Source organism: Histidinibacterium lentulum (assembly GCF_003789055.1).
Classification (GTDB): Bacteria; Pseudomonadota; Alphaproteobacteria; order Rhodobacterales; family Rhodobacteraceae; genus Oceanicola; species Oceanicola lentulus.
In genome coordinates, this window is the sequence record NZ_ML119088.1 from 132,482 (window position 1) to 149,389 (window position 16,908).

Annotated in this window: 19 protein-coding genes and 1 pseudogene; 7 read left to right on the forward strand and 13 right to left on the reverse strand. The window is 71.9% G+C overall.

The features are described from left to right. Positions 1 to 58: 58 nt before the first annotated feature. From ureG to EAT49_RS15580, 11 genes and pseudogenes are all read right to left on the reverse strand, one after another. The gene (gene ureG, locus EAT49_RS15530; protein WP_123643211.1) at positions 59 to 706 is read right to left on the reverse strand and encodes an urease accessory protein UreG; all 648 of its coding nucleotides are present in this window, start codon (positions 704 to 706) and stop codon (positions 59 to 61) included. A 70-nt stretch (positions 707 to 776) separates the two neighbouring features. Continuing rightward, entirely contained in the window at positions 777 to 1,487 is a 711-nt protein-coding gene (locus EAT49_RS15535; protein WP_246003876.1) for an urease accessory protein UreF, read from the reverse strand. Beyond that, the gene (locus tag EAT49_RS15540; protein ID WP_123643213.1) at positions 1,429 to 2,076 is read right to left on the reverse strand and encodes an urease accessory protein UreE; all 648 of its coding nucleotides are present in this window, start codon (positions 2,074 to 2,076) and stop codon (positions 1,429 to 1,431) included. The genes EAT49_RS15535 and EAT49_RS15540 overlap by 59 nt, the downstream gene beginning before the upstream one ends. Further along, positions 2,073 to 2,561 (reverse strand): hypothetical protein, encoded by a 489-nt coding sequence (locus EAT49_RS15545; RefSeq protein ID WP_185020778.1) that lies wholly within the window; start codon positions 2,559 to 2,561, stop codon positions 2,073 to 2,075. Before EAT49_RS15545 ends, EAT49_RS15540 begins: the two co-directional genes overlap by 4 nt. A 95-nt stretch (positions 2,562 to 2,656) precedes the next feature. Then, positions 2,657 to 2,854 carry a DUF1127 domain-containing protein gene (locus EAT49_RS15550; RefSeq protein WP_246003877.1) on the reverse strand — a complete coding sequence of 66 codons (198 nt, stop codon included), beginning with the start codon at positions 2,852 to 2,854 and terminating at the stop codon, positions 2,657 to 2,659. 132 nt (positions 2,855 to 2,986) lie between these two features. Beyond that, a complete protein-coding gene (ureC, locus tag EAT49_RS15555; RefSeq protein ID WP_123643215.1) occupies positions 2,987 to 4,696 on the reverse strand; it encodes an urease subunit alpha in 1,710 nt (569 codons plus the stop codon). Positions 4,697 to 4,747: 51 nt separating this feature from the next. Further along, positions 4,748 to 5,044, reverse strand: coding sequence for an antifreeze protein (locus EAT49_RS15560; RefSeq protein WP_123643216.1), 297 nt, complete (start codon positions 5,042 to 5,044; stop codon positions 4,748 to 4,750). Between the two features lie 152 nt (positions 5,045 to 5,196). Continuing rightward, positions 5,197 to 5,499: pseudogene (locus EAT49_RS15565) on the reverse strand (urease subunit beta); the annotation flags it as partial. A gap of 55 nt (positions 5,500 to 5,554) precedes the next feature. Next, a complete protein-coding gene (locus EAT49_RS15570; protein ID WP_123643218.1) occupies positions 5,555 to 6,124 on the reverse strand; it encodes an HD domain-containing protein in 570 nt (189 codons plus the stop codon). Next, the gene (locus EAT49_RS15575; RefSeq protein ID WP_123643219.1) at positions 6,108 to 6,410 is read right to left on the reverse strand and encodes an urease subunit gamma; all 303 of its coding nucleotides are present in this window, start codon (positions 6,408 to 6,410) and stop codon (positions 6,108 to 6,110) included. Before EAT49_RS15575 ends, EAT49_RS15570 begins: the two co-directional genes overlap by 17 nt. Before the next feature lie 6 nt (positions 6,411 to 6,416). Beyond that, positions 6,417 to 7,244, reverse strand: coding sequence for an urease accessory protein UreD (locus EAT49_RS15580; protein ID WP_246003878.1), 828 nt, complete (start codon positions 7,242 to 7,244; stop codon positions 6,417 to 6,419). A 300-nt stretch (positions 7,245 to 7,544) separates the two neighbouring features. On the opposite strand from EAT49_RS15580, the gene EAT49_RS15585 reads away from it, so the two are divergent. The 4 genes from EAT49_RS15585 to ispD are packed head-to-tail and all read left to right on the forward strand — an operon-like array spanning position 7,545 to position 9,906. Beyond that, positions 7,545 to 7,853 carry a hypothetical protein gene (locus EAT49_RS15585; protein WP_123643220.1) on the forward strand — a complete coding sequence of 103 codons (309 nt, stop codon included), beginning with the start codon at positions 7,545 to 7,547 and terminating at the stop codon, positions 7,851 to 7,853. Further along, positions 7,840 to 8,520 (forward strand): hypothetical protein, encoded by a 681-nt coding sequence (locus EAT49_RS15590; protein WP_123643221.1) that lies wholly within the window; start codon positions 7,840 to 7,842, stop codon positions 8,518 to 8,520. The genes EAT49_RS15585 and EAT49_RS15590 overlap by 14 nt, the downstream gene beginning before the upstream one ends. A gap of 9 nt (positions 8,521 to 8,529) precedes the next feature. Next, positions 8,530 to 9,150, forward strand: a complete 621-nt coding sequence (locus EAT49_RS15595) for a hypothetical protein (protein ID WP_123643222.1) — start codon at positions 8,530 to 8,532, stop codon at positions 9,148 to 9,150. Between the two features lie 6 nt (positions 9,151 to 9,156). Next, on the forward strand, positions 9,157 to 9,906 hold the full coding sequence (gene ispD, locus EAT49_RS15600) for a 2-C-methyl-D-erythritol 4-phosphate cytidylyltransferase (protein WP_221181471.1): 750 nt from the start codon (positions 9,157 to 9,159) through the stop codon (positions 9,904 to 9,906). 142 nt (positions 9,907 to 10,048) lie between these two features. Here ispD and EAT49_RS15605 read toward each other — a convergent pair whose 3' ends face one another. Then, positions 10,049 to 10,645, reverse strand: a complete 597-nt coding sequence (locus EAT49_RS15605) for a riboflavin synthase (RefSeq protein ID WP_123643224.1) — start codon at positions 10,643 to 10,645, stop codon at positions 10,049 to 10,051. A gap of 169 nt (positions 10,646 to 10,814) precedes the next feature. On the opposite strand from EAT49_RS15605, the gene EAT49_RS15610 reads away from it, so the two are divergent. Beyond that, on the forward strand, positions 10,815 to 12,104 hold the full coding sequence (locus EAT49_RS15610; protein ID WP_425459533.1) for a capsule biosynthesis protein: 1,290 nt from the start codon (positions 10,815 to 10,817) through the stop codon (positions 12,102 to 12,104). Between the two features lie 3 nt (positions 12,105 to 12,107). Here the strand turns inward: EAT49_RS15610 and EAT49_RS15615 are convergent, their stop codons facing one another. After that, complete coding sequence (locus EAT49_RS15615) at positions 12,108 to 13,478, reverse strand: M24 family metallopeptidase (protein ID WP_123643225.1); 1,371 nt, start codon at positions 13,476 to 13,478, stop codon at positions 12,108 to 12,110. 246 nt (positions 13,479 to 13,724) lie between these two features. Here EAT49_RS15615 and EAT49_RS15620 point away from each other — a divergent pair, with 246 nt between their 5' ends. Both EAT49_RS15620 and EAT49_RS15625 read left to right on the forward strand, forming a co-directional pair. Continuing rightward, positions 13,725 to 14,858, forward strand: a complete 1,134-nt coding sequence (locus tag EAT49_RS15620) for a polysaccharide biosynthesis/export family protein (RefSeq protein WP_484132182.1) — start codon at positions 13,725 to 13,727, stop codon at positions 14,856 to 14,858. A gap of 1 nt (position 14,859) precedes the next feature. Continuing rightward, complete coding sequence (locus EAT49_RS15625; protein WP_123643226.1) at positions 14,860 to 16,884, forward strand: capsular polysaccharide biosynthesis protein; 2,025 nt, start codon at positions 14,860 to 14,862, stop codon at positions 16,882 to 16,884. The last annotated feature ends 24 nt before the right edge of the window (positions 16,885 to 16,908 follow it).

A 16,908-nucleotide genomic window follows, 5' to 3' on the forward strand; every position in this document is an offset into this window, starting at 1 on the left:
GCTCTTCCGCCCTTGCGGGCGGTCTCGCGGGGGCCGGGATGCCGGGCCGAGGCCCTGCCTACGGGTGCGTGGGGATCGGTTCGGCGGCGAGGGGCAGGCCGCCGATGCGGGCGAGGTGCCCGATCACGTCCTCGAGCCCCCGGCCATGGCGCAGGGCGGTGAAGACCGTGGGGCGGTCGCCGCGCATCCGTTTCGCGTCGCGGTCCATCACCTCGAGCGAGGCGCCCACATGGGGGGCGAGGTCGGTCTTGTTGATCACCAGGAGATCCGAGCGGGTGATGGCGGGGCCGCCCTTGCGGGGGATCTCCTCGCCGGCCGCCACGTCGATGACATAGAGCGTCACGTCCGCCAGTTCCGGGGAGAAGGTGGCGGAGAGATTGTCGCCGCCCGACTCGATCAGGATCAGGTCGAGATCGGGGTGCCGCGCGCGCATCCGCTCGACGGCGGCGAGGTTGATCGAGGCGTCCTCGCGGATCGCGGTATGGGGGCAGCCGCCGGTCTCCACGCCCATCACCCGGTCGGCGGGGAGGATCTGCATGCGCATCAGCGCCTCGGCATCCTCCTGGGTGTAGATGTCGTTGGTGATCACGGCGAGGCTGAGGCGGTCCTTCAGGGCCTGAGCCAGCCGGGCGGTCAGCGTGGTCTTGCCGGCGCCGACCGGGCCGCCGATGCCGACGCGGAGCGGGCCGTGGGGGGAGAAGGTCATGGTCGGGTCTCCTTGGCGGGCGATGAGTGGGGCCGCTCCACTCCCGGTGAGGGTCGGACGGGAAGGCCGGTCAGGAGCGGAAGATCCGCGGTTCGAGCGTCTCGGCCCGCATGGCGGCGGCGTCGAGGGCGGGGGTGAAGAGGGCGATGTCGTCAGGCGTCAGGGGCAGGGTCGCGGCCACATGGCCGGGGACCAGCGCGGTGAGCCGGGCGAGAAGCCGCTGGGCCCCCGTCTGTCCGAGCGGCATCAGCCGCTGGGCGGCCTGCAGGAGCGTCGTCAGCATCGTCTGCAGGTAGAGCCGCGCGGCGGGGGCCAGGGGCTCGCCCGTGAGGGCCGTCGCCCGGCCGACGGCGACGGGCAGGGCCATGTCGGGGATCTCGAGGGTCCAGACCTCGCGCAGGGTGCGGGCGAAGGCGGCGCCCTGTTCCAGCGTCTCGGCGCGGCGGTCGGCCGAGGGCGCGAGGGCGAGGGCGAGGTCCGCCAGATCGGCGAGGGCTGCGGTGTCGGGCGCGCGATGGGCGGCGGCGAGGAGGATCGTGTCGGACTGGCCCGCGCCGTGACGCAGGACCGCCTCGGCCCAGTCGGCGAGGCTCTCCGCATCCGACACCGCCCCGTCGGCGACAGCCTGTTCGAGCCCGTGCGACCAGGCGAAGCCGCCCGTGGGAAAGGCGGGCGAGAGCCATTGCGTCAGGCGGAGGCCCGCGCCGGGCAGGGTGTCGGGCTCAGGGGCTGTCATGGGCGTGACGGTGACCCCGGGGGCCGCGGTCCGGATCGTGGTCATGGCCGGGATGACCCGTGTCGCGGCCCTCGGGAGATTGTCCATGGCCGTGCTCTCCATGATCCCGGTGCGCGGCTCCGTGGTCATGCCCGTGGCCGTGGCTGTGTCCCATGGTGCGGCCCGTGCCGTAGGCCCCGCCTTCGGGGGCGAAGGGCTCGGAGACCTCGGTCACCTCGGCCCCGAGGCCTTCGAGCATCCGGCGCAGTACCGGGTCGCGGCGGATCAGGATCCGTGCCGGCAGCTCCGCGCCGGAGGGCGTCACGGCGCCGGGGTCGAACACCGCCGGGGTGTGGCGGTTGCCGATGTGCCAGGCGAGGCGCGGCAGGGCGGCGGCGGGGGCGGTGACCTGCAGCAGCGCCTCCTCGGCCGCGATCACCTCGATCTGGCGGCCGTCGGCGAGAAGGAACCGGTCGCCCTGGTTCACCGAGGTGGCGTGCGGCAGGTCGACGAGAAAGCCTTCGTCGTGGACGGTCACGAGGCGCCTGCGGCGCAGCAACCGCGCGTCATAGTCCAGCGTCACGCAATCGTGGCAGGGCGCGCCCGCGGCCTCGGCCGCCTTCAGCACCCGGCGGGCGGGCGGCAGGTCGGTCATGGCAGGAAGATCCGCACCGGACGATACGCGTCCTGGCCGAATTCGTCGTCGTAGGCCGTCAGGACGCTGAACGACAGGTCGGTGAGGAGCGTGTAGACCTCCACCTCGTTCACGAGGTCGCCATAGACCACCTCGACGTCGATGGCCGCGTAGCTGCAGCCGCCGATGTCGAGGTCATAGGCCGGCCCGAAGCTGTAGGTCTGGGTCTCGGTGAAGATGCCGCCGCTGTCGAGGCCGATGACGTCGAGCGTCACGGTGCTGTCCGGCTCCGGCGCGGGCATCTCGGCCGCCGGGTCGGCGAAGCTGTAGGTCGCCCGGCTGGAGGGATCGGGCGACCCGTCGTAGATGTCGAGGTAGACGAGCGTGTAGAGGCCCCGGGCCAGATCGACGATGTAGCCGTCGTCGGCGTCGCCGGGATAGGAGCCTGTCACCCGGATGATGTCGGGCCCGAGACGGGTCGCGGTCTCGAACGTGCCGTCGTCCATCTCGATCACGATGCCGCGGCCGTCGAGGTCGGCGGCGGTCGGGCAGGCCTCCTGCGCGGCGGCCTGGGCCGCCGCGGCAAGGGCCAGGATTCCGCTCAGAAGGCGGTGCGATCCCGGAAGACGTGGCGCACGATATCCTCGCGCCGCAGGCCCTTGCGGGCCAGGTCCGCGTCGCTCAGCGCCTGCAGGCGCTCGATCTGGTCGGTGCGCGCGAGACGGTTCATCCAGGTCTCGAACAGGTTGCGGCGCGGCCGCGCGGCCTGCGCCATGTGGTGCATCGTCGTATCGGCCATCGGAAACCTCCATCGGTCGGTCGGTCGGTTTCCTCCCCTGGGAAGACAGATAGAACATGGGCGTCATGGCGGCACCTCCTGTCGATGCAAGGCCGGGTTGCATGTGGGTGGATACTGGGCGCTCGGGGCGGGCTAGAAAAGGAAATACCGCTGCGCCATGGGCAGGACCTCTGCGGGTTCGCAGGTCAGCAGCACGCCGTCTGCGCGGACCTCGTAGGTCTCGGGGTTCACCTCCACCTCGGGCGTCGCGGTGTTGTGCATGAGATCGGCCTTGGTCACCTCGCGGATGTTCCTCACGGCGAGCGTCTGTTTCGCGATCCCCAGTTTCTCGCGCAGGCCGCTGTCGTGGGCGGCCTGGCTGACGAAGGTCACGGCGGAGTGCTCCACGGCGCGGCCCATGGCCCCGAACATGGGGCGCGAATGCACCGGCTGGGGCGTGGGGATCGAGGCGTTGGGATCGCCCATCTGCGCCAGCACGATGGTGCCGCCCATGAGCACCATCTCGGGCTTCACGCCGAAGAAGGCGGGGGACCACAGCACCAGATCGGCGCGCTTGCCGACCTCGATGGAGCCGATCTCGTGGGCGACGCCATGGGCGAGGGCGGGATTGATCGTGTATTTCGCGATGTAGCGGCGCACGCGCATGTTGTCGTTGTCGCCGGTCTCCTCGGGGAGCGGGCCGCGCTGCTTCTTCATCTTGTCGGCGGTCTGCCAGGTGCGGATGATCACCTCCCCGACGCGGCCCATGGCCTGGCTGTCGGAGGCGATGATCGAGAAGGCGCCCATGTCGTGGAGGATGTCCTCGGCGGCGATGGTCTCGCGCCGGATGCGGCTTTCGGCGAAGGCCACGTCCTCGGGGATCGATTTCGACAGGTGGTGGCAGACCATGAGCATGTCGAGATGCTCGTCGATCGTGTTCACCGTGAAGGGCCGCGTGGGGTTGGTGGAGGAGGGCAGGACGTGGGAGAGGCCGCAGATCTTGATGATGTCCGGCGCATGGCCGCCGCCCGCGCCCTCGGTGTGGAAGGCGTGGATGGTCCGGCCCTTCATCGCCGCCACGGTGTTCTCGACGAAGCCCGATTCGTTGAGCGTGTCGGTGTGGATCATCACCTGCACGTCCATCTCGTCGGCCACCGAGAGGCAGCAGTCGATGGCGGCTGGGGTGGTGCCCCAGTCCTCGTGCAGTTTCAGCGCGCAGGCGCCGCCCTCGATCTGCTCGCGCAGGGCGTCGGGGCGGGAGGCGTTGCCCTTGCCGGCAAAACCGATGTTCATGGGCACGCCGTCCACGGCCTGGATCATCCGGCCGATGTGCCAGGGCCCGGGGGTGCAGGTGGTCGCCAGCGTGCCGTGGGCGGGGCCGGTGCCGCCGCCGAGCATCGTCGTCAGTCCCGAATGCAGCGCGTCGTCGATCTGCTGCGGGCAGATGAAGTGGATGTGGCTGTCGAAGCCCCCCGCCGTCAGGATCTTGCCCTCGCCCGCGATCACCTCGGTCCCGGGGCCGACGACGATGTCGACGCCGGGCTGGATGTCGGGGTTGCCGGCCTTGCCGATGGCGGCGATGCGCCCGCCCTTCAGGCCCACGTCGGCCTTGTAGATGCCGGTCACGTCCACGATCAGCGCGTTGGTGATGACGGTGTCCATGGCGCCCTCGGCGCGGGTGGCCTGGCTCTGGCCCATGCCGTCGCGGATCACCTTGCCGCCGCCGAACTTCACCTCCTCGCCGTAGGTGGTGCGGTCAGCCTCCACCTCGATGATCAGGTCGGTGTCGGCGAGGCGCACCCTGTCGCCCGTGGTGGGGCCGAACATGGCGGCGTAATCGGCGCGGGAGATCGTGGCGGGCATGGGCGGGGCTCCTTTCGGGGGCGGATCAGGGGGCGGGGGGCCGGGGCGGAGTCACGCGCGACCCCGTCGCAGCCGGGCGGCGTTGCCGCTGGTATGGGCCTGAAGGCGGGTCATCGCGGCGGTGGCGATCTGGTCGGGTCGGTGCCCGGCCATGGCGGCGCCCGTGGCGGCCAGCGTCGCCTCGACGAAGGCGCCGGGCTTCTCGGCCATCGCGCGGGCAAGCTCGGACGGGGGACGCCCGCGCAGGCCCGCGGCGTCGATCAGCCGGTAGGCGATCACGGTCTGGCTCTCGCTGGCGAGCCGCCACCAGAGCGTCGAGAGCCGGACGTAGTCGGCCGGTCCCATCATGGCGCGGCGTCCTTTCCGGCCGGAACGGACAGGCGGGCAGGGGTCATGGGCTACTGCCCCCGCTTCGTGTCGATGACGGCCACGGACGACAGGACATCGGCCGCCGCGGCCTCTGCGCCGGGCGCCGGCAGGAGCAGCGCCAGAACCAGCGCAAGCGGGCCCATGACCCTGCCGTTGAAGCCGAACACCTTTCGCGCGCCCCGCAGAGGGATCAGCTGCACCTCCCGGCGCTGGCCCGGCTCGAACCGCACGGCGGTGCCCGCCGCGATGTCGAGCCGCATCCCCCGCGCCGCCTCCCGGTCGAAGTCGAGCGCGGGGTTCGTCTCGTGGAAATGGTAGTGGCTGCCGACCTGCACCGGGCGGTCGCCGGTATTGGCCACCATCAGCGTGATCGGCTCCAGCCCCTCGTTGAGGGTGATGTCGCCGGGGGCGGTGAGGATTTCGCCGGGGATCATGGTCGTCTCTCCTGCTGGGCGGGACCGAGGCTGTGTCCACGGTGTCGGGCGGGCGTCATGCGTGCGAGCCGATCTTCTGCATCGCCTCGGTGGCGACCGCGTCGAAGGCGGCCTCGAGCCGGGGCGACACGCCGCGGCAGGCATCGACCACCTCCTCGGCGCCGGCGATGTAGCTTTCGGCCTGGTCGCGCGACCAGGCGCCGGGATCGCGGGCGATGTCGCCGAGGTTGCTCAGCTGGTCCGCGATCTTGATGCGCCGGGCCTCGGCGGGGGCCTTGGGCATGTGGGCGGCCTGCCGGGCCTTGCGCTCGGGCCGGGGCAGGTCGGCCCAGTCGGGCGCATCGGTGAGCGCCGCCACCAGCTCCGCGACCTCGTCGCCGTATTCGACCGCGATCTCGCAGGCGGTCAGGTCGCTGTCCTCGACCGTGTCATGCAGCAGCGCCGCGATCACCGCATCGGCGGTCGCCCCGTCCCTCGCGACCAGATGGGCCACCTCGAGCGGGTGCATGATGTAGGGGAGCTGGTCGCGTCCCTTGCGCGTCTGACCTGCATGGGCGCGGGCCGCGGTCAGGGCCGCCCGGGTCACCATCTCGATATCCGCGGCGCCGTCAGCGAATGGGCTCATGGACCGTCACCAGTTTCGTTCCATCGGGGAAGGTCGCCTCGACCTGCACCTCCGGGATCATCTCCGCCACGCCCTCCATGACGTCGGCCCGGGTGAGCACCTGCGCGCCGGCCTGCATCAGGTCGGCCACGGACCGGCCGTCGCGGGCACCCTCGACCACGGCCTCGGTGATCAGGGCGATCGCCTCGGGATGGTTCAGCGGGACGCCGCGGGCGCGGCGCTTGCGCGCCACCTCTGCGGCCATCGCCACGAGGAGCTTGTCCTTCTCGCGGGGGGTAAGCTGCATCTTGACTCAGAGCCTCCAGACTTTGGGAACGGGTGCACGGGTAAGCCGCTCGACGAGCGGAACGAGAGAGGCGCGCAAAAGGTGGCCGTCCTCGGCCAGTAGCCGGACGACGAGAAGCCCCTCCGACGGCAGCGCGGCGCCCGAGGGGAAGGGGAGCATGGCGCGGACCTGGCGCAGGCGGGCGGCGGCGTCGGGGGCGGCGTGGACCAGCGTCGCCATCGCCCCCGCGCCGCGCGCGCCGAAGGGGGAGGCGAGCCGGGCTGCCACGTCGCCCGAGAGCCGCAGCCCGTCGGCAAAGAGCCTCCGCCCGTCGCGGCGGATGTCCCAGCGGTCGTGGAGCGAGGCGCGGGTCAGCCGCTCGCCCATGGCGCGGCGGCCGAAGACCAGGGTCTCGAGCCCGGTGAACCGCGCGTCGGGCGCCAGATCGGCCCGGAGCCTGCGGTCGAGGGCGCAGGCCTCGTAGAGGATCGTCTCCTGCGGCAGCCAGTGCAGCACCGCGCCCTCCTCCGCCGTCAGGCGGGTCTCGACCCGCGCGGGGTCGGGGTCGGACGAGCCATAGGCGCGCTCGGCGGCCTGGGTGGAGAGCACGAGCGCCGCGCCGGGCCCCGCATGGGCGGTGAAGCGGAGCCGGTCGCCGCCCGTAAGCCCGCCCGAGGTGTTCAGCGTCACCGCCTCCAGCGCCGGGGCGGGCCGGCCGGGAAAGAGCACCTTCAGCGAGCCGTCCATGTAGAGATCGGCGAGCCGCGTGTTGGGTCCCGCCCGCCGGACGGTCACGAGACCCGCGCCGCGTGTGCGGGGCGGGCGCCTCAGGTCGATGGCGGTGGGGGCGTTCACGTCTGCAAGGGGCCCGGGTTAGTTCCGGCCCGATCCTGCCCCCGATCCATGCGCGGAATCCAGTCTCATGTTGACGCACGGATCAGGTCCTTGGAATTCTGCCCGAAATTTCGGCAATCATGGGTGCGGCGCCGGGCCGGCCCCGCGGTTCGCGCGGGGGGATGGGGACATCTCCCGTCCTCCCGCCGTGGGCGCTCATCCGGCCGCTCCTGCGGCATACCGACTTTTTCAAGGCACCCGGGACCGAGGCGATGGCCCTCTCAGGCCTCACCGATTATCCTCACCGATTATGAGGAGATCATGGCCTTCCCGCCCGAACAGGGCGCGAAGGCGCTGATCCTGACCCCGGGGGTGGACGGAGCCATGTATCGAGAGAGCGCGGGCACCCGGATCGACCTGGTCGGCATCTGCGGCTGCGGCGAGTGTGTCGACGCGGGCGTCGCCACGGGCCCGCATCCGGGCGCGTCTGACGTGGAGTGCGTCATGCAGGGGCAGGCGGCCTCGGCGCAGAACGCCACGGGCCTCGGCTCGCAGGCGGGCGTGCGGGACCTCGAGGCGACGCGGCGGTTCATGGCGCAGACGAAGACGCGGGCCCATGTCGCGGCGTGATCCCCAGGGCGCGCTGCCGGGCCATGGCGCCCTGCCGGGGCTCGGCACGCTCGCCATGCCGCTCCGGGACCTGCTGCGCGGCGTGACCAGCGTCGCCGCGGCCGCCGAGCCCTCGCGCCTGCTGCCCGAGCCGCTGCGCTCGCGCGTGCACCGGGTGTTCGAGAGCTTCGGCGAGGCGGGCACCCAGTTCGCCCAGCCCCATGCCGACCACGAGGATATCCGCCGCGCCGCGCGCTTCGTGGAGGGGACAGAGACCGAAGCCGCCGCCGCGCAGGCCTGCGCGCGCGTGCTCGTCTTCGCCCTCGACCGGCTGCGCAAGACCCGGCCCGAAAGCGGGCTGCCGGTGAGCGAGACGCTGACCGCGATGCGGCTGCAGCAGGTCTCGCCGGAGGCGCGCAGCGACCGGCCCGGCGCGCAGATGCTGGCCACGCGCCCGCCCCCGGCCTGGTCGGAGATCGCGGGCCATGGCGGCGAGGAGGCGGACCTCGCGCTCTTCACCGTCTTCGCCTGGCTGATGGCCGCCCGCGCCGAGAGCCTGCCCGCCGAGGAGCGGCTCCTCGGCCTCGCCTTCGCCCTGACGCTGGCGCTGCGGGAGGAGGTTCTGGCGGGACCCCTCGACCGGGGGGACCTGTCGGCCAAGCTTCACAACCTCTCGCGCGATCTCTAGGCTTTCTCCATGGCGACACAGATGGCCCACCGGGACGACGATCCGCCGCTCCACAAGAGCGCGCAGCGGATGCGCTGGTTCATCGGCGCCTTCGAGGACCAGATCGCGCGCACCTCCCGCGAGACCGGAACCCGCTACCGCGTGGACCAGATCTGCCTCGCCGAGGTCTTCGCCGACTGGCTGAAGGCCTTCCGCGCGCAGAAGCCCGCCAATTCCGCCGACAACCCCTCTTATGTCGGCTTTGCCGCGGGGCTGATGCTGAAGACGCTGATCCGGAAGAAACCCGTGACGGTGGAGGCCCTGCCCGAGGACGCGGACCGCTCGAACCCCGCCTATTTCTGGCCCGAGGGTTATCTCTACGTGGCCTTCTGCCTCAACGTGCGGGGTCTCGTCATCGCCACCGACTACCATGGCGAGCAGCATCCGGGCGCGGAACTGTCGGACCTTCGGACCTGGTGGACCTTCAGGGAGAACACGGAGAGGGACGCGGGCCTCGCCATCGCCTTTCTCGATCTCTTCGCCGGCGAGGAACCGGAATGGACCATGCCCGAGATCTTCCGCTCCGGCCGCATGCGGCAGGTGGTAGGCCGGTTCTACACGCCGGAGATCGGGGACCCGGACGGGCGATGACACGACGTGACTGACGGCATGTCCCAATTGCGCCAGCCGGTGGGGGTGGCCGCGCTGATCGTGGCGGCGGGACGCGGCACCCGCATGGGCGGCGCGATCCCCAAGCAATACGCCCCGCTCAACGGCGCCTGCGCCCTGCGCCGGTCGGTGGAGGCCTTCCTGCGCATCCGCAGGATCGACGCGGTGCGCGTGGTGATCCATCCCGCGGACCGCCCGCTTTACGACGAGGCGCTGGCGGGCCTCCGCGATCCGCGGGTCCTGCCACCCCAGGACGGGGGCAGCAGCCGCGCCCATTCGGTGCATCTGGGGCTTGAATCCCTGGCGCCCGCTCAGCCCGACCGGGTGTTGATCCACGACGCGGCGCGGCCGTTCGTGCCCGCCGCGGTGATCGACGGGGTGATCGACGCGCTCGACCGCTGCGAGGGCGCCTGCGCCGCGCTGCCGCTCGTGGATGCGCTCTGGCAGACGGAGAACGGCCACGCGACGACCTCGGTCCCGCGCGAGGGGCTCTGGCGCGCCCAGACGCCCCAGGGTTTCGCCTTTCGGCGCCTGCTCGATGCGCACCGCCGGGGCGACGGCAGCGCCGCCGACGACGTGGCGGTGGCGCGCGCCGACGGGATGGGCGTGATGCTGGTCGAGGGCGCGGAGTGCAACTACAAGATCACCACCGCCGCGGACTATGCCCGCGCGCTGGCGGAGACCGCCGCGCAGGGCCGCAGCCCGCTGCGGCTGGTGGAGGAGGGCGGGCGGGGCTGAGCCATGGTCTCGCGCCGCCCCGGGGACACCCGCCTGTCGCCCCCACTTTTCTGGCCTGAAATATCCCGGAGGGGTCTGGGGAGGCAGAGCCTCCCCGGCGGGTCGGCGCCGAAGGCGCCGAAACCCGCAGGCGAACCGCCCCTCAGCCCGCCTCGGCCAGCCGGGCGACGTAGCGGGCGAGCGTGTCGATCTCCAGGTTGACGCGGTCGCCCGCCCGGATGCGGCCCCAGGTCGTGACCTCCTTCGTATGGGGAATGAGGTTCACGCCGAAGGTGTCGCCCTCCACCTCGTTCACCGTCAGCGACGTGCCGTCGAGCGCCACCGATCCCTTCGGCGCGATGAACCGCGCGAGGCCCGCGGGCGCGCGGAAGACGATGCGCGTGCTGTCCCCCTCGTCCGCCACCGAGCGCACCTCGGCCACGCCGTCCACATGGCCCGACACGATATGCCCGCCCAGCTCGTCGCCCACGCGCAGCGCGCGCTCGAGGTTCACCTGCCGGCCCTCCGTCCAGGCGTCGAGGGTGCTCTTCGAGACCGTCTCCGCCGAGACGTCGACGTCGAACCACGGGACCGGCTCGGCGCCCTTGGCCACCACCGTCAGGCAGACCCCGTCGCAGGCGATGGAGGCGCCCACGGCGATGCTCGCCGGATCGTAGCTCGTGGCGATGCGCGCGCGCAGGTCGCCGCGCTTCTCGGTGGCGACGATCTCGCCGATGTCGGTGACGATCCCGGTGAACATGCCCTTCGCTCCTGTCCTCTGCGGTGCTGACCGTCGCTCTAGCAGGCGGAGAGGGGGCGGGACAGCCCCGGCGGCCGATGCGCAACGCCCGACAATGAGGCGAAAATGGCCGCAATCTCGCCGCGCACTTCCCTTAGGACTTTTCCACGTTGCGAGAGGCCGCTAGCCCATGACGATGCCACAGGCGCGCCGATTTCTGTTCCTGCAGGGTCCGCACGGGCCCTTCTTCTTCCGGCTCGGGGTGATGCTCGAGCGGGCGGGGGCCGAGGTCTGGCGCGTGGGCTTCAACGGCGGCGACCGCGCCTTCTGGTTCGCCTTTCACAACTACATCCCCTTCCGCGACGACCCCGGGACCTGGCCCGATACCTTCCGCCGCCTCGTCGCCGAGAAGGGGATCACCGACATCGCCCTCTACGGCGATGTGCGCCCCGTCCATGCCGAGGCCGTGGCCATCGCGCGCGACCTCGGGCTGACGGTGCATGTCTTCGAGGAAGGCTACATGCGGCCCTACTGGGTCACCTACGAGAGGGGCGGCTCCAACGGCCATTCGCGGCTGATGGACATGACCATCCGCGAGATGCGCCATGCGCTCGAGATGTCGGACCTCGACGTGCCGGAACCTCCCGCGCGCTGGGGCGACATGAAGAGCCACATGCTCTACGGCGCGCTCTATCACTGGTTCCTGCTGTTCCGCTCTCTGGAATACCGCAACTTCCGCCGCCACCGCGATCTGCCGGTGCTGGCCGAGGCGCTGCTCTATACCCGCCGTCTGATCCTGATGCCCTTCGTGGCGCTGGACCGGATGCTGGCGACCGCGCGGATCCGGCTCGGCGGCTTTCCCTATCACCTCGTCCTGATGCAGCTCGAGCATGACGCGAGCTTCCGCGCCCATTCGCCCTTCACCCGGATGGAGGAGTTCGTCGCGCTGGTGGTCAAGGGCTTCGCGACAGGCGCGCCGCGGCATCATCACCTCGTCTTCAAGGCCCATCCGCTGGAAACGGGCCGCGCGCCGCTGCGCCGGATCATCCGCCGCCTTGCGCGGGAGCATGGCGTCACGGGCCGGGTGCATTACGTGCGCGGCGGCAAGCTCGCGCGGCTGCTGGACCATGCCCGGACCGCCGTGACCGTCAACAGCACCGCGGCACAGCAGGTGCTCTGGCGGGCGATCCCGCTCAAGGTCTTCGGGCGTGCGGTCTATTCGAAGCCCGAGTTCGTCTCCGCCCAGCCCCTGCCGGAGTTCTTCGCCCAGCCCCTGCGGCCCGATGCGCGGGCCTACAAGGACTATCGGCGGTTCCTCCTCGAGACGAGCCAGGTCGCTGGCAGCTTCTATTCCGGCGTCGGCCGGCGGCAGCTCCTGCGGCAGGTCGTGGACATGATGCTGGCCGAGGAAGACCCCTACGATGCGCTCAAGGCCGGCAAGGCCGGCCCGCGTCAGCGTCCGCTCAGCGTGGTGCAGTAGCGGTCAGGCGAGCCGGGCCAGCCGGCGCGGCGCCAGCAGGAAGGGCGCCACCACGCCGCAGGTATCGGCCAGCGGCAGGAGGGTTTCGGGCAGGTCGAACCCCATCCCGCCCATGAAGGTGCGCCGCCGCTCGATGCGGGCGGCCACGAGGGGATGCGTCTCCTCCAGCGCCGCGCGCAGGTCCGCGTCGGCGATGACATAGCCGTCCTCCATCCGGGTCGAGGCGTAGACAGGATGATCCGGGATCACGTCCATCTGCATCGCCATGCCGGACCGGATCGGCAGGTCGGAGCCCGGAAAGATGGGCGAGGAGACCCATTCGTCCGTCCCGATCAGGTGCCCCGGGTTCAGCGCGACGCCGAAACCCGGCAGGGCCCGGTCCATGGCCGCCTGCACCTCTCCGCCCGTCACGCCGGGGCGCATCAGCCCGCACCAGAGGCTCATGGCCTCGAGGTAGGGGCCGACGAAGGCGTCGAGGTAGTCCCGCGCGGCCTCGGGCAGGTCGTCGGGGCCTTCGGCGAGCCAGCCCGCGCGGCAGATGTTCGATCCCCAGTGGCAGATGTTGAACGAGATGGGCCGCCCGCGTTCCAGAACCGTGCCCGACGGCCCCGAGAGGCCGAAGGGCCGCGCCCCGGTCGCGAAGGTGGCGTGACAGCCCAAGGGCAGGCCGCCAACGCCCGCCGCCTCGAACGCCGCGAAATCTGTCATCCCCTCGCGCAGGGCGAAGACCATCCGCCTGAGCGCAGCCGCCGCCATGTGGTTGGCGAATTCGAGCCGGGGGATCTCGTCCAGCGTCACCACGCTGCGCAGGCCCGTGCCCGGATGCATGAAGAGCGCCGTGGCGTTCACCACTTCGCCTGCCCGCGCACGCAGAAGGTCCGCCAGCACCGAGGGAATCTCGAGCGCGTGCTCGGGATCGCCCACTTCCTCCGCGGTCCAGTATTTCCAGCCCGCGGTGCCGATCCGCCCGCCGCGCTCCAGCGCGCGGTCGAGCAGGACCTCGATCCGGTCGCTGTCCCGGGGCTGGGACAGGAGCGAGTAGGAGGCGCAGAGCACCGCCTCGATATCCCCCGCCGCCACCGCGGGAGAGGCGCCGGTCCAGTCGAGGCTCTCGTTTCCGGCCATCAGGAGCGGCGCGCCCTCGGGGCGCACCACCATCACCGCCTCCTCGAAGCGCGGATCGAAGCCCGAGGCCCAGAGGAGGTTCGCGGAATGCTCCCGGTCGCCGTAGATCACCAGCGCGTCGAGCCCGGCCTCCGCCATCGCCGCGCGGATCAGCACCAGACGCGCCGCAAGCTCCGCCCGCGAGACCGGCGCGGGCACGTCGGGAGCCCCGAAATCGGGCCAGTCCATCTGGGTGAGGGTGACGGTCATGGGCTTTGCTCCTTGCCTGCGCGCCGACCCTAGCCCCGGGCGGCGCGGGTGTCATCGCCCCTCGCGGACTGCTGCCCCGCCGCCTCATGTGGTCATGCCCGCGCCGATGCCCGCAACATCTTGGTACGCGCGGCAGTCCCGCAACAGGGCCGATTCGCTCCGGACCTGACCTCTAGGCAGGCTGGGGCCAACCCGCTAATCTCAAAAAAAATACTTGAGGCAGACATAGGTCGAGGAGACCGCGCAGTGACATCCATCGCAAGCCGCATGGCGCGCGCCGCGATCGCCGTGGCCGTCCTATCCCTGGTGGCCGGGTGCAGCCTTCTGCCCCGCTCGGGACCCACCCGCGGACAGATCTTCGACGGGTCCGTCCTGCGCGAGGGCGACGCCTTCGTTCTCGTGGTCACCGACCGCGTGAACGCCATCGCCTCCGTGGCGCCGGCGCTGGGCTTCACCTCCGATTTCCTCAACGCGGGCGTGCTCGGCTCCGACGTGATCGCCCCCGGCGACACGCTGGGCCTGACGATCTGGGAGAACGTGGCGGAGGGTCTTCTCGTGCCGCAGGGCCAGAACGCCACGATCCTCGACGAGGTGCAGGTGGGCGGCGACGGCTTCATCTTCGTGCCCTACGCGGGCCGGGTCAGGGCCGCGGGCAACACGCCCGAACGGGTGCGCGAGATCATCACCGAGCGTCTCGGCGACCAGACGCCCGACCCGCAGGTGCAGGTGCGGCGGCTTGCGGGCGACGGCACGACCGTGTCGGTCGTGGGCGCCGTGGGTGCGCCGGGCATCTACGCGATCGAGCGGCCCACGCGGACCCTGAGCCAGATGCTCGCCCGCGCGGGCGGCACGCCGGTGCCTCCCGACATCGCGCGGGTCACGGTCACCCGGGGCGGCCATACGGGTCAGGTCTGGTTCGAGGATGTCTATGCGCCGCACAACGACATCGCCCTGCGCGGCGGCGACAAGATCCTCGTGGAGGCCGACACCCGGTCCTTCACCGCGCTGGGCGCGACGGGCGCGCAGTCGCGCGTGCCCTTCGAGACCCAGACGATCTCCGCCATCGAGGCCATCGCCCAGGTGGGCGGTCTCAACCCCAACCTCGCGGACCCGACGGGCGTGTTCGTGCTGCGCAACGAGCCCGAGGACATCGCCGAGGCGCTGGTGGGCGAGGAGCTGACCGGGACCCAGCGGGTCATCTACCTGCTGGACCTGACGCGGCCCAACGGGCTCTTCTTCGCGCGGGATTTCGCGATCCGCGACGGCGATCTGGTCTATGTGACCGAAGCGCCGATCGTCCAGCTCAACAAGGCGGTCGGCGCGCTCACCGGCACGCTGAACTCGGTGGGGGCGGTCACGCAGCTCGGGGCCGGCAACTGACATGACCCGGGGCCCTGTGCGGCTCTGTGTCTACAACGGCGGTTTTCTGACCCAGTCCCGGGTGCGGCGCATCCTTTCGCTCTCGGGCTACGAGGTGCGGCTGGGACGGCCGGGTCCGGACGACCTCGTGGGGGTCTGGGGCCGCTCGCCCACCGCCCACCGGGGCGAGGCCGTGGCCGCCCGCCATGGGGTGCCGATCCTGCGGGTGGAGGACGCCTTCCTGCGCTCGGTCCTGCCGGGCCGCGCCGGCGGCGGGGCGCCGCTCGGGCTCCATCTCGACCGGAGCGGCGTGCATTTCGACCCCTCCACGCCTTCCGATCTCGAAACCCTGCTCGCCACGGCGCCGCTCGACGACACGGCACTCCTCGACCGCGCGCGCGGCGCGATGGCGGAGCTCCGGCGGCTCCACCTGTCGAAATACACGGCCTTCCTGCCCGAGACGCCGGTGCCGGACCCGGGCTATACCCTGGTCATCGACCAGACCGCAGGGGACGCGAGCCTCGCGGCGAACGCTGCGGGCCGGAACAGCTTTCTCGAGGCGCTGATGCTGGCGCGGGAGGAGCATCCCGGCGCGCGGATCGTGGTCAAGAGCCATCCGGAGACCGCCTCGGGCCACCGCCGCGGGCACATCGGGGCAGGGGACCTGCGACCGGGAGAGACGCTGCTGACCGGGCCGGTCTCGCCCTGGGCGCTGCTCGAGGGGGCGGTGGGCGTCTATACCGTCTCCTCGCATATGGGGTTCGAGGCGATCCTCGCCGGGCACCGGCCCGTGGTGCTGGGTCGGCCCTTCTACATGGGCTGGGGGCTGACCGACGACCGCGCGCCGCTGGACCGGCGCCAGCGCAGGCTCACCCGGGCGCAGCTCTTCGCCGGGGCGATGATCCTCTATCCGCGCTGGTACGACCCCTGCCGCGACCGGCTGTGTTCGCTGGAAGAGGCCGTCGCCACCCTCGCCGCCGAGACCCGCGCCTGGCGCGAGGATCACCGCGGCTGGGTCGCGACCGGCATGCGCCTGTGGAAGCGCAAGCCCCTGTCGGATGTGTTCGGCCGCCGGCGCGGTGCGCCGGGCCTCGAGTTCGTCTCCGACCCCGCCCGGGCCGCGGACCGGGCCCGCAGGAGCGGGCGGCGGCTGATGGTCTGGGCGGGGAAGACCACCCCGGAGCTCGAGGCCGCGGGGGCGGTGCGGGTGGAGGACGGGTTCCTGCGCTCCCGGGGGCTCGGGGCCGATCTGGTGCCGCCGCTCAGTCTGGTGCTCGACGATCTCGGCATCTACTACGACCCCGGCCGCGACAGCCGTCTGGAGCGGCTGATCGCCGCGGCCGCCGGTCTGCCGCCCTCCGCGCGGCTGCGGGCAGAGCGGCTGGTGCGGCAGCTCGTCGAGGCGGGCTTGTCGAAATACAACCTCGATGCCGCCGGATTGCCCGCGGATCTGCCCCAGGGTTTCACGATCCTGATACCGGGCCAGGTGGAGGACGATGCCTCGATCCGCCTCGGCGCGGGCGAGGTCCGCACCAACCGCGCCCTGATCGAGGCCGCCCGCGCCGCCCATCCCGAGGCGGTCCTGCTCTACAAGCCGCATCCCGACGTGGAGAGCGGCCTGCGCCCCGGTGCCGTCCCGGACGCCGGGACGCTGGCCGATGCCGTCCTCGCCCAGACCGATCCCGTGGCGGCGCTGGCGGCCGCGGATGCGGTCTGGACCATGACCTCCACGCTGGGGTTCGAGGCGCTCCTGCGCGGCACGCCCGTCACCTGCCTCGGCGCGCCGTTCTATGCGGGCTGGGGGCTGACCACCGATCTGGGCCCGGCCCTGCCGCGGCGGACCGCGCGGCCCGACCTGGCGGCGCTCGCCCATGCCTGCCTGATCGACTACCCGCGCTACCACGACCCGCTGACCGGCCGCCCTTGTCCGCCGGAGGTGGCGGCCGAGCGGCTCGCCAGCGGGCGCATTCCCCGCCCGTCGCCCGCGAACCGCCTGCTGGCCAAGGCCCAGGGCGCGCTCTCGGGCCATGCCTGGCTCTGGCGCTGAGCTGGCGGGGCGGTGCCCGGTAAC